This window comes from Litoreibacter ascidiaceicola (assembly GCF_900129235.1).
In the GTDB taxonomy this organism is placed as follows: Bacteria; Pseudomonadota; Alphaproteobacteria; order Rhodobacterales; family Rhodobacteraceae; genus Litoreibacter; species Litoreibacter ascidiaceicola.
Genome location: NZ_FQUV01000016.1, coordinates 1 through 13,262 on the forward strand (window position 1 = coordinate 1; position 13,262 = coordinate 13,262).

Genomic DNA, 13,262 nt, shown 5'->3' on the forward strand with positions numbered 1-13,262 from the left:
AAACTCATCCGTAAACCGAATTCCTTTGTTCATATCCATCTCTCCTTGGTTCCAAAATTACCAAGCAAAGCGTCTACAAATCTAGGGGCACCTCAAGGGGCACCTCAGAGATCACTTTCTAAACTGGCTTGTAGGAGCGACTTTTAGGAACTTGCGCGGATACACTCAGGACCTATATGTCCAAAAATCTGGAATTGATGTGCCAAGTTACACTCTTGCCCGACATAAGTTGCATTTCTCGCCGGACAAGTTGCGATTCACGCCGGACGGCACAAGAGGAGGTTGGCTGGGATGGTAGGATTCCCTGCCCCCCGTTGACCCTCATCACCTTTTCTCCCGGAGTGACTGAGTTGGGGCAGTTTCTGGGGCATTTCGGAGCGACTAGGGGGTGCTAGGGGTGCAGTTGGCGACGTCACTGAGCGAGCTCGTTCACACCGCCACGACCGTCACCCGCAGCAACATCCCAGCCGCCACAGTCGTCCCCGGTCGCTTCAGGCCGACCCCGCCCCCACCAACTGCAGCAGACGCGTTGAGTCTCTCTCGGCGGAGCCCCATTGGTCTCCTCCTGTGGTGAGCCCTCGCTGGCGGGGGTAACGTGTAGCTCGCTGTTCCCTTGAGACGAAAGGCGAATTTTGCTAGAGTAATTGAGTTTCCGTCAGTCGATCCTCAAGGAGAGTATTCATGCCACCTGAACAATCCTATGGCGCGCGAGGGCTGCCTAAGTCCGATCACGATGCCAAAGTGCAGATTAGCCGCAAACTTAAACTGGCAGGACTCAAATTGTCGCCTAGAGGTCTGGACCAAGTGATGGGAGCACAGCTCGTCAGCAACATGACCGACCGTCAGGAATTGGCAAAGCTCGTGCGTAAAGTTGGAGACTATGATTTGGGGAGTTGGTCAAAGACCACCGGCCTGTAGCAGATTGGAGCATCTGCTAAGCGCAAAAAGCAGCCACTCGATAAAAAAAGAAAAGTGCACCCCCGGCAGCTCCCTGAGGAACCGCCGAGGGTAATTTTACATCGGCACCTGCCGCTTCACCACGTAGTCGGCGAGCCACTGCCGGTAGTGGTCAGCCCCCCGGAACCCCTGGGCCCGCGCCGCGAGGTCCTCTGCCCGCTCCCGGGACAGCCCACCATCGTGTTCGCAGATCGCAGCCCGCTTCTCGAACGCATCGATATCAGGGATCAGCACGGTAAGCGTATCTGATCGATGATACCCCTCTTCTGTTTATCCGAGATGCCCGCTGAGTAGATCGAGTAGGTGAGTTGGTTCTCCGACCTTGCCGACTGGTGCCCCACGAGAGACGCGGTGAAGTGCTCAGGAACACCGGTTCGCTCACACTGGGTGATGAACCACTTGCGGGTGCCATGGAAGACAAGGCCCGGCCTCTGAAGTCCCAATTTCTCTCTTAGTCCAGTGAACGCCTTGGTCACTTGGTTAACACTCAGGTGGGGAAAGAGAGGGCCCTCAGAGGGGAGCCGCGAAAGCACCTGATCGAGTTCCGAGTGCAGAGGCACGACTCTCTCACTGGCGTCGCTCTTTAGCTCTCGGAGACGGTTGGGTCGGACGTGGGCGAAGGTTCCGAGGTTGCCCTTTTTGACGAGGTCTTCTCTCAGCAAGCCAGCCGCCTCTCCGGACCGCATTCCCGTCAGCAGACACACCCGGAGCAGGTGATAGATCGGGGTGTTCACCTCTCGCAGAAGAGACCTCACCTCAGCGTCGGTCGGCACTGCATACGGTGCAGGTCGCACCTTCCCCTCGAACCTGATCGTTCGGAAAGGGTTCTGCGCGAGGTGCCCGTTATAGACCGCCCAGTCGAGGAAGTGGTTCACTTGCCCCCAGATGCGCTTCTGTGTCCGGGGTGTGATCCAGTCCCTTCGGTCCGTGGAGAACGCCAGCAAGTGGTCCATGGGTTTTCCCTGAGTTGCCGGGGACTTGCCTATTAACCGTGAGAGCCGAGGGATCAGAGAGAGGAACAACCGCCCGTCCTCCCGCGTCAGAGAGGTAATCGGGCGATCCGGGAACTTGGTGCTGAAGAGGTCCACCGAGTAGCGAACACTCTTGTAGCCGCCGGGGCGAAGTTCCTCCCCGCGTCGCCGGAGGTACTCTCGTGAGAGGGCGAACACTGTCGGCACCGGCCCTCGGTTCCGAGCTGGGAACGAGACGCCCCCGGAGGTGTCGAGAGTGCTCCGCAGGTTGGCGAGGGCATCAGCTGGGGACGCTGCCCATGCAGGGTCAGTAATCCGCACCTCCAGCCCACTCCGGGCCTGTTTCACGGTTGCCTCGTAGAGAGTGTTCACCTCCGCTGCTCGAACTGAGGCGAGCTTGGGGTCACTGGTCTTCAGGCTCTGCTTCAGAGAAGCGACCCCGAGCACCAACGCCACGTCCTTGGGGTAGTTGCGGCGATAGAGCCAAGTCTGCTGTTTCAGGTAGGCATAGCGAATACGATTAGACATGAGTCTTCCTTCCGGAGCCGTGCTCCAGTTTGAGTTGGTTGGACTGTGGGGATGGTTAGGGTTGGTGGACCGACTTGATCAGGTCCAACGGGGGTTCGCCGTAGGCCCCCGCGAGAGGGCCAGTCAGCGCAACACCGGTTACGCAGTCTTCCTCAACGCTTTGGACGAGGAAGAAGTGTTCAGGAACGTCGTCGAAGGCTCGAAGAACCACGGTGACGCCGGGCTCCAGCCCCTTCATCGCTTTCTCCAGTGACGGACCGCGAACATCAGCAGCACGAAGACCGCCTCAAGTTCGCTCCGGGGGCGAAGGCGCAGGGACGATCGGGCGAGGGAAAATAGAAGTCGTAGTGGCATGAGTTACTCCATTGATTGCTTCTATTTTAGATGCATGAAGTTCCTCGGTTTTGAGGTGTTGGGCGGAAAGTGTGAATTCGCTGCGGGTGCAAAAATGCAGGCGGAATACCCGAAGCGAACATTGGCGGCGAAGGCGGTATTGTATATTTCAGACGCAAAATCTGAAAGACTGTGGCTCATCTTCATTGGCGGAACCCATTACCAAGATATCCCCTACCATCTTCGCGACGAACTACTGAACAGGGAGGTCTTCTACAGACTACGAGAAGCCTAAATTTTTATCGAACAAGGGAGGAAACACTACAACACCACACGACCTCATAGTGCTTTGGGTTGCCGCTCACTGGCTCCCGAAACCATCATCCCAATGGAACCTAGGCCAATCATGCACGAACATTCAAACGGGCCCCTTAGGTGGGGCGGATCAAGTTCTGAACTGCACAAGTATTGGGACTATGGTATCTGATACCAGATATGGGTAGCCCTTCTCTGGCACTCAGAAACTTAATTTTCCAGCGGTTTCTTGAACGTGGCTTTTACCCTCGTGAGTTGCCTACCATCTTCAGAAGATGTCAAGTTTGGATCAATACTCGCCTCCAAGCCCAAATACAGGAAACCGCAGGATGACTTCTCTGGTGAGACCGCGTTTCTTGACGGGTCCACCTTTCAAGGTGGCTACAGAACCTTCGGTGTCATCAACGCAGCTTCGTTTTGATCTCACTAAAACGGGCAATAGCGCGGCAGCAGCCAAGATCCGAGACGGAAAACAATTGAACATTGGGGGAAACGTCAGGTAATCGTACCCTAAACAGCAGACCACTTGGAAAGTGTCGGTGAAGGAGAGTATGATTATGGCAGTTTTGGGCGATCTATCCAGACTATTTGCTAAGAGCCGACCACGAAAAGATGGAAGTGCGGGTTATCTGCTGATCAAAAGACTGGGTGCAGGATTTTGGGCAGATGTAGATCTGGTTGTCGAACAACTTTTGGCAGCTGAAATTATGGGACGTCAACCAATCGTTCAATGGGGGCGTGAGGGACCTTACGCCAATGGGAATCAGGACTCCTTCAGCCTGTATTTTCAGCCTGTGTCGGACGCCATTTTAAGTGACACGCCAGCCTCCATTTATCCTGAAAATTGGACAATTGAAAACCTGCCGAACGATCTGCCTTTTCCAACTACCGGGCTGGTTGATCCGAAATATGGCATTTACCACATGTCCAGCGAGAAGCGCGATGTCCCCAAATGGCATCGGAAATTTCGCGCACTTCGGAGCCGTTCCGAAGAAGTCGTTGTCACATATTGTTGGGACAAACCTGAAAATATCATCGCCGCTTTGCCGCGGGATGACACGCGCTCACGTTTCAGCATGCAGGAACTGCGTGCATGGATGATGCACGAAAGAATACATCTGCAACCCCATCTCAAGGATCGTGTCGATCGGTTCTATTGCGACCGACTTGCAGGTCGAGAAGTAATGGCCGTTCATATGCGGGGGTCCGACAAGGTGGTCGAGAACAAAGCACTCTTCGACCAGAATGAGATCGCGTTCGAGGCCGCTGGCACTTGGCTGAAAGGCGGCGCGGACCGTAGCATCTTCTTGCTTACAGATTCTCAAAACTACGTCGAGCGCTGGCAAAATGCCTTTTCCGAAGATCGCATTATCCTTCAGGATTGTTTCCGTACCAACGCGATGACACCCAATTTTCTCGATGAAGGGTCTGACGGGCATGCCAACGGCCAAGAGATCATTCTCGATACCTATGTGGCGGCCCGCTGTGACTCCTTCGTAGGTAATTCGAGTTCAAACGTCGCGAAATACGTCGCCGCGATTGGCAATTTCACACCTCAGACTCTACTTTGGGTGGATCGCGCGTAATTCGGTTACTCCTAACAGCCCTAAAACTAATCGATAATTCGCTGTCGGAGCGAACGACTGGTTCGTCGGACCGCTCAGCAGAATCTTGGCCACATATTCAATGTCAGCAATGGGCCGTTCTACCCCCCCCCCGACAGCGTGCGCTCACCATTGGAAGAGACCGAGGGCAAGGGTGGCGGCTGGGATGTTGCTGCGGGTGACGGTCGTGGCGGTGTGAACGAGCTCGCTCAGTGACGTCGCCAACTGCACCCCTAGCACCCCCTAGTCGCTCCGAAATGCCCCAGAAACTGCCCCAACTCAGTCACTCCGGGAGAAAAGGTGATGAGGGTCAACGGGGGGCAGGGAATCCTACCATCCCAGCCAACCTCCTCTGAGCAATAGAACAGCAGGCCTCCGGGCCACGAGTGGGCTGAAAGTGCCCCAAGGAATGCCCCACCCCGAACGGGTGCCGAGGGTGCCCTCTGAAGGCTCCGAGGAGCTTCCAGAAGGCCTCGACCACAGGTTAGAGGTAATCGTAGTCCACCCCATTCGCCCAGTAGTCCCAGTCGTCACGCTTGTTATCGGCCTTGGACCCGACCACGAGGTGCGCGGGGTTCACGCAGAGCCTGTTATGGCACCGATGCCGGATCACCTCGTCACCCCCGATAACGGCCCTCAGGAAGACGCAATAAACAAAGCGATACGCGGGCAGTTGATGACCCCGGAAACGGGTCTTGCGGGGCGAGGTGGTATCCGTCACCAGACAGCCATTCTCATCCTCGCTCGTGTTCTTGATGAGGGAGTCGGCCCTCGCAAGGGCCTCCTCATAATGTTCTGCCATTACTTTCCCGAGCCAAATTTGACTTTCGTCGCGATACGTAAAATCACTCAATGTATTCGATCCCCTTAAGCTCGTCAGGCATGGCCTTATTGAGGTGGTCGTCGATCTTCACGGGCTCCATGCCGGGCCCTTGCAGGTATCCTCGATCAACCGAGAACTCAGGGGCAACCCAAAGTGCCTTGGAGAAGGTTGCTCCTCCCCACTTCACCTTAAACTTTGTCCATCCGAGTTCCGCCATCAGGTGGCGGGTCTGGCCGATCGAACTCTTCAACGACTGCGAGATGAACGCCGCGAGATTGCTCTCCGGCATCGCCTTCAGTCCATGGCGGTTCAGTTCCTCCTCGAGCAGGGTGAGAACTGTCCGCTCCGAGGCCGCGCTAATCCGAAGCATGACGGGTGTGGCGTGGATCGAGACATTCAGTGACTTAGCTGAGAACGTGTCGGGCAGTGGGCGGGCCATTAGGGCTGCGTGCAGCTTAGCGATATTCGCCGGGTCGCCCATGTAGTCGTAGATGCGGGCGATCAGGGCCGTGAACTCAGAGGCCTTCTCACCGGAGGCGTGCCCGGCGTGATCGACCTCGATGACATAGAACCGCCGATCACCCTCTTCGATCCATGTGGGGAGGTGATTGGTGGTGAAGATGAAGCAACAGCTCTGCTTTACGCGCTCGGCCTCTCGCCCCTTCATCTCCGATAGAGTCGTCGTCTCGGTCAGATAGCTCTTCAGCACGGTGGCATGCCTAGACCCCGGACGAAGCTGGAGTTCCTCGGAGATCACGAGCTTGCTTCGAAGCGCGGTCATGTTGAATCGGCTGGTGAGCATATCGACGTTGTTCTGAGTGACCGAGTTATCCTCGCCGAACAGCATTGCCAGCAGCTGGCAGAGGGTGCTCTTCCCGGTTCCTTTGGTTCGAGAGTAGAGCAGCGGGGCCCAAGTAGGCTTATCGCTCTCGTTCTGCAGGCACCACGCCAGCCAGTTCAGGAACATCTCGCGCTCCGCAGCACGTGGGAAGATCGCAGCGAAGAACTCATCGGCAATGCCATACTCCGCCTCGTTGACCCGCAGCGAGCGATACGCGGGGTGCTTCCAGCTGTTTATCGTGACTGCGCCATCGTTGAAGACGAGTCGATCAGTGTTTCCGGGGAGGCAGTTGATCTCCCCCGCCCAGACCGGAATTGATTGGTCCTCTCGGGTGCTCAGGTCATCGATGGTCCGACGGCGAACGCCCTTGATCAGGTCATCCGAGAATTTGATGTCAGGGTGATGGTTTCTAATTCGCAGAAACATCATCTGCTCAACGTCGCGGCGTGAGAGCGGCGTAGTCGGCCTGTTGATGTCATAAAACTTGTTGTCTTTACGAACGAACCAGCGTGCGACGCTCCGACAGATAGTTTGAATATTGTTCTCCAAGATTGGGCCGGTGGTTGTATTATTGGTGGTCATTAGGCTCCACTATTATCGCGCGGATCTAGTGCCCTCGATGCCCTCTGCAGACAGGTTAATATTGGGGGCAAAAGTGAGTGGAAATGATCGGCGTCAGGTTAGCAGTTATCTGCTTTAGAGTGCCCTGGAAGCTGATATCCTTTATTATTATTTATTATAAATAACTTAGGTGAATTTTACTGTTTGGCCGGATTCACCCCCGTAAGACCCGTTTTCGGGGTCATCAACTGCCCGCATATCGCTTCGTTTATTGCGTCTTCCTGAGGGCCGTTATCGGGGGTGACGAGGTGATCCGGCATCGGTGCCATAACCGGCTCTGCGCGAACCCCGCGCACCTCGTGGTCGGGTCCAAGGCCGATAACAAGCGCGACGACTGGGACTACTGGGCGAATGGGGTGGACTACGATACCTCTAACCCGTGGTCGAGGCCTTCTGGAGGCTCTTCGGGGCCTTCAGAGGGCACCCTCGGCACCCGTTCGGGGGGGGGGCATTCCTTGGGGCACTTTCAGCCCACTCGTGGCCCGGAGGCCTGCTGTTCTATTGCTCAGAGGAGGTTGGCTGGGATGGTAGGATTCCTTGCTCGCCCTTGACCCTCATCTCCTTTTCTCCGGGAGTGACGGAGTTGGGGCATTCCTTGGGGCAGTTTAGGGGAGGAGCGGAGCGACGGTGGGGGTGCTAGGGGTGCAGTTGGCGACGTCACTGAGCGAGCTCGTTCACACCGCCACGACCATCACCCGCAGCAACATCCCAGCCGCTACCCTTGCTCTCGGTCTCTTGCAATGGTGAGCACACGCTGTCGGGGGGAGGGAAGAGACCGCAAACCACCGTCCTTTCCATCCCAAGAAACCTCTCCATTGACACCCTCCTACTAGCTGAAGCCTAATAGTAGCCGTTCTCGAACATCTGGACCTCTTCCGGAGGAATGACAGTGCTGAGTTTACCCAGCTCCTCCTGCTCGATGTATTGCCGTGCTCGTAGGAGGTTCCGCATTTCGGGATTCAGCCACGTCGAGTTCCAGAGTTCGAAGTCAGGGTTTTCTAGGGCTTTGCATAGCGGTTCCAAGAAATCGGGCTGAACACCCATCGGAAGGGAAAACCGTTGCATCCAGATATGCACGTGTCCAGAGTAAGGGACCCGGCGAAACTTATTCAGTACCAACTCCAGTATCCATTCCCTCTCATTAGGTTCGCTGAGAGCCACTAGCTTACTCAGAATGGCTGAAAAGGACGGGTAAACGCGTGGGTTATGAATGGCGATGTCAGTGAGCACCCCAACCATCGGCAGGATTGGTTCCTTAGTCTCTTTGACTTTGGAGATACGTCTTTGAAACTTGCTCAGGGCAATAGCCACGCTGCCCGAGTTTGGATGCTCGCTCGAAAGCTCGTGGATAAGCAGCAAGTGCTTGACTAGATTGCGTTTGCGCTTTTCCTTCCCAATCCAGTGCATTTTATCCTGCTTTATCGAAGACTTGATTACTTCGCTGGAGATTGAGGTCTTTGACGGGTTGAGCTTCATCCCTAGGTCACGAAGCACCTCGGCTAGGAGCTTGGTAATCGCTTCAGCGTCGGCAGGGTTATTGGAAAAGATGCGATAGTCATCGCGGTACCTTAGAACGAAAAAGTCTTCGATACCCTTCTCTTTGATTGCTTCGGCGAGAAGCATATCTGAATATCCGAGCACCATTTCAGCAATAAGGTTGGTCAGTGCTGACCCCTGAGGAATACCGTTTGTTTGGTTGTTCCTTGACCATCGGATAGTCCGGTCCAACTGGTTGCCCAGCAAAGTTTGATCATTGGGTTTTTTCTTCGAAAGGGACTTCCCATGCAGTGCCCACGGTATCGAATGTGTGTAGATCGATCCGTAGCAATCCGTCACATCCGTGTGGATTACATATTCATACTCCAAGCTGAGACTTAGCGAGCGCTGCTCAACCTCCTGCCACCAGCTAAGGATAGTTGTAGCCTTATCGGTTTTCTTCTCAGAATTCGAGATGAGCGGCAGGCTTACGCACTCTATGCGTTGATCGCCGGAATACTCAGCAAACTTCGCCTGAACGAGTTTCCACGCATCGGGCTCAGTCAGTTGGTGAACCATTGAGACGTAGAGGACGGGGTTGATCAGTTCTTGCGGACGCCAAGCGTACTTCCCATCCTTGCTATGAAATATCGTATGGTTGACCTTTTCCTGCTCGCCAACTTTCCCAACACACACGTCCTGTAGGGCAACGCCGCTTAGTTTCGCGTCGATCTTACTCAGCATTCTGTCAAAGCCAAAATAGATAGGAAGATCAAAATCGAAGTAGCTTTCCGATTTCAGGAGGGCCTTTCGAGCGTCCGCGTCACTCATATCAATCAAGCGGGTATGCTCAGGTTCGTCAGTCATAATTACTCATCATTAAAATATGTATGGGAAGCGTAGCAAGAATTCGCACAAGCGCAATCACAGGAAGTGGGTCTCGGTAAAAAAACGAGGAACTCCATGCATCTAAAATAGAAGCAACAAGGAGTAACTCATGCCTCGTAAATCCCCCCACAGCCTTGGCGACCAAATCTTCGCCTACCTGCTCATCATCGTTTTCCTGCACTGGCTGAACTGATGCAGAGCCTCAGAGAAGGCGACACCGTCGTCATCAAGGCCTTCGATGACGTCCCCGAACACCTCTTCCTCGTCCATAGCGTCGAGGAGGATTGCGTGACCGGGGTTGCTCTCACCGGCCCTCTCGAGGGTGCCTACGGCGAGCCCCCGATCGAACTTATCCGATCGGTCCACCGACCTTAACGCGACCCCACAACACCCCTGAAACACTAACTGGAGCTCTGCTCCGGAAGGATGACTCATGTCCAATCGTATTCGTTACGCCTATCTGAAACAGCAAACATGGCTCTATCGCCGCAACTACCCCAAGGACGTGGCCCTCGTGCTCGGCGTCGCTGCATTCAAGCAATCCCTGAAGACCAGTGATCCCAAACTCGCCTCAGCCAGAGCAGCAGAGGTGAACACCCTCTACGAGGCAACCGTGGAACAGGCCCGGAGTGGCCTGAAGGTGCGGATTACTGACCCTGCATGGGCAGCGTCCCCAGCTGATGCCCTCGCCAACCTGCGCAGCACTCTCGACACCTCCGGGGGCGTCACGTTCCCTTCTCGGAACCGAGGGCCGGTGCCGACGGTGTTCGCCCTCTCACGGCTCTACCTGCGGCAACGCGGGGAGGAACTGAGGCCCGGGGGATACAAGAGTGTACGCTACTCGGTGGACCTGTTCAGCACCAAGTTCCCGGATCGCCCGATTACCTCTCTGACGCGGGAAGACGGACGATTGTTCCTCTCGCTGGTTCCCCGGCTCTCACGTCTCATCGGCAAGTCCCCCGCCACGCAGGGGAAGCCCATGGACGCTCTACTGGCCTTCTCCACGGACCGAAGGGACTGGATCACACCGCGAACTCAGAAGCGCATCTGGGGGCAGGTCAACCACTTCCTCGACTGGGCGGTCTACAACGGGCACCTCGCGCAGAACCCTTTCCGAACGATCAGGTTCGAGGGGAAGGTGCGACCTGCACCGTATGCAGTGCCGACCGACGCTGAGGTGAGGTCTCTTCTGCGAGAGGTGAACACCCCGATCTATCACCTGCTCCGGGTGTGTCTGCTGACGGGAATGCGGTCCGGTGAGGCGGCTGGCTTGCTAAGGGAAGACCTCCAGAGGAAGGGCAACCTCGGAACCTTCGCCCATGTCCGACCCAACCGTCTCCGAGAGCTAAAGACAGACGCCAGTGAGAGAGTCGTGCCTCTGCACTCGGAACTCGATCAGGTGCTTTCGCGGCTCCCCTCTGAGGGCCCACTCTTCCCCCACCTGACCGTTAACCAAGTGACCAAGGCGTTCACGCACCTGAGGGAGAAGCTGGGACTTCAGAGGCCGGGCCTCGTCTTCCATGGCACGCGTAAGTGGTTCATCACCCAGTGCGAGCGAACCGGTGTTCCGGAGCACTTCACGGCGTCTCTCGTTGGTCACCAGTCGGCACGGTCGGAGAACCAACTGACCTACTCGATCTACTCAGCCGGTATCTCGGACGAACAGAAGCGGGGTATCATCGATCAGATACGTCTGCCGTGCTGATCCCGGATATCGACGCCTTCGAGGAGCGGGCCGCTATCGTCGAGTTCGAGGGTGGGCTGTCCCGTGAACGGGCCGAAGACCTCGCGGCGCGGGCTCAGGGGTTCCGGGGGGCTGACCACTACTGGCAGTGGCTGGCCGATTACGTGGTGAAGCGGCAGGTACCGGAATAAGATTACCCTCGGCGGTTCCTCAGGGAGTTGCCGGGGGCGCACTTTTCTTTTTTTTGCCGTCTCAGTTCGAAACTGCATTTTGGTTCAGAAGCTGCTACTATCTTCGAGATTCAGGTAACGAGAGTGACTCAGGATGGTAGTGAAAAAGACTTCAGACGCGATCGGTTCTGCTAAAGCGGCACTGGACGTAAATGGTGACGGTAAGATTGATCATAAAGACTTTATCGAAGCCGCGAAGAAGACTGGGAGCAAAGTAATTCCGCCGAAATCAGCATTAGACGCGAATAATGACGGGGTCATTGACCACAGAGATGCGCTCATTGCGGCAAAGATTACTGGAGCTGCGATCGCTGGCGCAGGGGCAACTCTCGCCGCCGGAGCCTACGGTGGGGCGCTTGTGATCTCGGGTACTGCAGCATCCATCTCTACGGGAATAGTCAGCGTCGCGGGTGCCGCTGCAGGCGCGTTTACCGGGGTCATTTTGGGCACAGCAACTACGACCTCCTTTCTCGCAATGAAGACCGCAAGTGGAGCACTGGTTATCGTTGCCGAGAGTGCCGCTGCCGTCAGTCCGGGTCTTGTCTCTGCATTTTCTGCTCTGGGCTCCACCGCCGGTGCCATGAATAGTACCCTAGTTGCCAAAATAGCTGGACTGCCTGTTATCGAGGCGATCGCTGTTAACTCAGGGGTGTCCAAGGGCGCGTTGGTAATGATCTACGGCATCCCAGTGGCACGTGAAGTTGCTATCGCTGCTGGCTTGGTTTCCATCGTGATCGTCGGGGCCTATGCATATTTCCTTCTGAACAGCGGCGTTGAGAAGGATCAAGTCGCCGAGTTAGTCGGAGCTCCCTAGCCGCCGTGGTTCTCGGTAGCTATTCTGCACCCAGTGCCTTCAATATTTCTTTGCCGCCTTCACTCTCGGGGCCTAAACTCGCTGACTGGGCCTTGGCTGGATTGTAGAGGGTCACATTATCCGTGCCCGGTAGGTCCCAATCCTTGACTCGCCGGGTCACTATAACCGTCCGATTAGTATCTCGAGCAATTCGCTTTGCTGCGTCGCGCGCCGCGATGGCGGAAGGAATATTGACGCGGGCACCGAAGGACTTTGAATGATATGGCACCATCTCGAGGCAGGCGACCTTCTCAGCAAGCAAATCAAGTGCTTTCCCGTACCGTCCTCGAAACTTCTTTGCTGCAATCACTTCCGCTACACCGCGTAGCTTCTTTTCCCACCAAGAGAACCCAGACGTCCACGCCCACTTTGGATCCAGAAAAATGTGCTTTGTGGAGGTTTGTCGGATTGAAGAGAGAAGCTCTTCTCTGAACTCACTACTGTTGCTCTCGAGATAGAAATCATTGGCATCGAGACCCGGGTTCAGCAGTAGGATAACCACAGGAGCATTTCGAAGATCACCCAGATAGGGCTGCGGTAGTAGAGATAAATGGAGCTTACGCGCCTCCAACTTCACGTTTCTTAGCGCAGTTACATATTCGTCAAAGGATCGAAGCGGAGGTTCCTGAGCCAGTAATTTTCTCTCGAGAATAGGCTCATCGTCAGGGTGAATAAATCTGGGTCCGGTGAGTGGTGCTCGGTTCCAAAACTCGATTAATTTTTCGGGCATATCAAACTCAAACTTGCTCTAGTTCTCACTATCATACTGTTACTACGAGATAAGCAAAGTTGCTTCACTCCAGCGCTCCCAACACCCCCCGACAGCGTGTGCTCACCATTGCAAGAGACCGAGAGCAAGGGTAGCGGCTGGGATGTTGCTGCGGGTGATGGTCGTGGCGGTGTGAACGAGCTCGCTCAGTGACGTCGCCAACTGCACCCCTAGCACCCCCACCGTCGCTCCGCTCCTCCCCTAAACTGCCCCAAGGAATGCCCCAACTCCGTCACTCCCGGAGAAAAGGAGATGAGGGTCAAGGGCGAGCAAGGAATCCTACCATCCCAGCCAACCTCCTCTTCGTGATAGAACAACAGGCCTGAGGGCCACGAGTGGGCTGAAAGTGCCCCAAGGAATGCCCCACGT

General features: G+C 55.7%; 16 protein-coding genes and 1 pseudogene. 7 read left to right on the forward strand and 10 right to left on the reverse strand.

Features of this window, described 5'->3' with window-relative positions:
* Positions 1-429 precede the first annotated feature (429 nt).
* Positions 430-555 carry a hypothetical protein gene (locus BUB72_RS19220; protein ID WP_281250228.1) on the reverse strand — a complete coding sequence of 42 codons (126 nt, stop codon included), beginning with the start codon at positions 553-555 and terminating at the stop codon, positions 430-432.
* Between the two features lie 126 nt (positions 556-681).
* Between BUB72_RS19220 and BUB72_RS18270 the strand changes: the two genes are divergently transcribed.
* A complete protein-coding gene (locus BUB72_RS18270) occupies positions 682-918 on the forward strand; it encodes a hypothetical protein (protein ID WP_073146403.1) in 237 nt (78 codons plus the stop codon).
* A gap of 96 nt (positions 919-1,014) precedes the next feature.
* Here BUB72_RS18270 and BUB72_RS18925 read toward each other — a convergent pair whose 3' ends face one another.
* The 3 genes from BUB72_RS18925 to BUB72_RS18280 are packed head-to-tail and all read right to left on the reverse strand — an operon-like array spanning position 1,015 to position 2,694.
* Positions 1,015-1,191: a hypothetical protein gene (locus BUB72_RS18925; RefSeq protein ID WP_175549209.1), complete on the reverse strand. Its 177-nt coding sequence runs from the start codon at positions 1,189-1,191 to the stop codon at positions 1,015-1,017.
* The gene (locus BUB72_RS18275) at positions 1,185-2,456 is read right to left on the reverse strand and encodes a tyrosine-type recombinase/integrase (RefSeq protein ID WP_073146405.1); all 1,272 of its coding nucleotides are present in this window, start codon (positions 2,454-2,456) and stop codon (positions 1,185-1,187) included. The genes BUB72_RS18925 and BUB72_RS18275 overlap by 7 nt, the downstream gene beginning before the upstream one ends.
* Positions 2,457-2,511: 55 nt before the next feature.
* Positions 2,512-2,694 (reverse strand): hypothetical protein, encoded by a 183-nt coding sequence (locus BUB72_RS18280; RefSeq protein ID WP_073146408.1) that lies wholly within the window; start codon positions 2,692-2,694, stop codon positions 2,512-2,514.
* A gap of 336 nt (positions 2,695-3,030) precedes the next feature.
* Here BUB72_RS18280 and BUB72_RS19140 point away from each other — a divergent pair.
* Positions 3,031-3,276, forward strand: a pseudogene (locus tag BUB72_RS19140) (integrase core domain-containing protein); the annotation flags it as partial.
* 385 nt (positions 3,277-3,661) lie between these two features.
* Positions 3,662-4,690, forward strand: coding sequence for an O-fucosyltransferase family protein (locus tag BUB72_RS18290; protein ID WP_073146410.1), 1,029 nt, complete (start codon positions 3,662-3,664; stop codon positions 4,688-4,690).
* A gap of 502 nt (positions 4,691-5,192) precedes the next feature.
* Here BUB72_RS18290 and BUB72_RS18295 read toward each other — a convergent pair.
* From BUB72_RS18295 to BUB72_RS19225, 3 genes are all read right to left on the reverse strand, one after another.
* Complete coding sequence (locus BUB72_RS18295; RefSeq protein WP_139250729.1) at positions 5,193-5,510, reverse strand: HNH endonuclease; 318 nt, start codon at positions 5,508-5,510, stop codon at positions 5,193-5,195.
* A 43-nt stretch (positions 5,511-5,553) separates the two neighbouring features.
* The gene (locus BUB72_RS18300) at positions 5,554-6,954 is read right to left on the reverse strand and encodes a primase-helicase family protein (protein ID WP_073146414.1); all 1,401 of its coding nucleotides are present in this window, start codon (positions 6,952-6,954) and stop codon (positions 5,554-5,556) included.
* 176 nt (positions 6,955-7,130) lie between these two features.
* Positions 7,131-7,262, reverse strand: a complete 132-nt coding sequence (locus tag BUB72_RS19225) for a hypothetical protein (protein ID WP_281250229.1) — start codon at positions 7,260-7,262, stop codon at positions 7,131-7,133.
* On the opposite strand from BUB72_RS19225, the gene BUB72_RS19295 reads away from it, so the two are divergent.
* Positions 7,242-7,544, forward strand: coding sequence for an HNH endonuclease (locus BUB72_RS19295; RefSeq protein WP_073146416.1), 303 nt, complete (start codon positions 7,242-7,244; stop codon positions 7,542-7,544). The genes BUB72_RS19225 and BUB72_RS19295 overlap by 21 nt on opposite strands.
* 289 nt (positions 7,545-7,833) lie before the next feature.
* Here the strand turns inward: BUB72_RS19295 and BUB72_RS18310 are convergent, their stop codons facing one another.
* Together BUB72_RS18310 and BUB72_RS18935 are read right to left on the reverse strand one after the other, a co-directional pair.
* Positions 7,834-9,336: an RNA-directed DNA polymerase gene (locus BUB72_RS18310; protein ID WP_073146419.1), complete on the reverse strand. Its 1,503-nt coding sequence runs from the start codon at positions 9,334-9,336 to the stop codon at positions 7,834-7,836.
* Between the two features lie 174 nt (positions 9,337-9,510).
* Positions 9,511-9,792 (reverse strand): hypothetical protein, encoded by a 282-nt coding sequence (locus BUB72_RS18935; protein WP_175549210.1) that lies wholly within the window; start codon positions 9,790-9,792, stop codon positions 9,511-9,513.
* Here BUB72_RS18935 and BUB72_RS18320 point away from each other — a divergent pair.
* The 3 genes from BUB72_RS18320 (at position 9,791) to BUB72_RS18325 (ending at position 12,085) form a co-directional block, all read left to right on the forward strand.
* Positions 9,791-11,062 carry a tyrosine-type recombinase/integrase gene (locus BUB72_RS18320; RefSeq protein ID WP_073146424.1) on the forward strand — a complete coding sequence of 424 codons (1,272 nt, stop codon included), beginning with the start codon at positions 9,791-9,793 and terminating at the stop codon, positions 11,060-11,062. The two genes, BUB72_RS18935 and BUB72_RS18320, sit on opposite strands and share 2 nt — an antisense overlap.
* A complete protein-coding gene (locus BUB72_RS18940) occupies positions 11,056-11,232 on the forward strand; it encodes a hypothetical protein (RefSeq protein WP_175549211.1) in 177 nt (58 codons plus the stop codon). Before BUB72_RS18320 ends, BUB72_RS18940 begins: the two co-directional genes overlap by 7 nt.
* A 139-nt stretch (positions 11,233-11,371) precedes the next feature.
* The gene (locus BUB72_RS18325) at positions 11,372-12,085 is read left to right on the forward strand and encodes a dockerin type I domain-containing protein (RefSeq protein ID WP_175549212.1); all 714 of its coding nucleotides are present in this window, start codon (positions 11,372-11,374) and stop codon (positions 12,083-12,085) included.
* Between the two features lie 19 nt (positions 12,086-12,104).
* Here BUB72_RS18325 and BUB72_RS18330 read toward each other — a convergent pair whose 3' ends face one another.
* The gene (locus BUB72_RS18330) at positions 12,105-12,854 is read right to left on the reverse strand and encodes a hypothetical protein (protein ID WP_073146428.1); all 750 of its coding nucleotides are present in this window, start codon (positions 12,852-12,854) and stop codon (positions 12,105-12,107) included.
* Positions 12,855-13,262 lie beyond the last annotated feature (408 nt).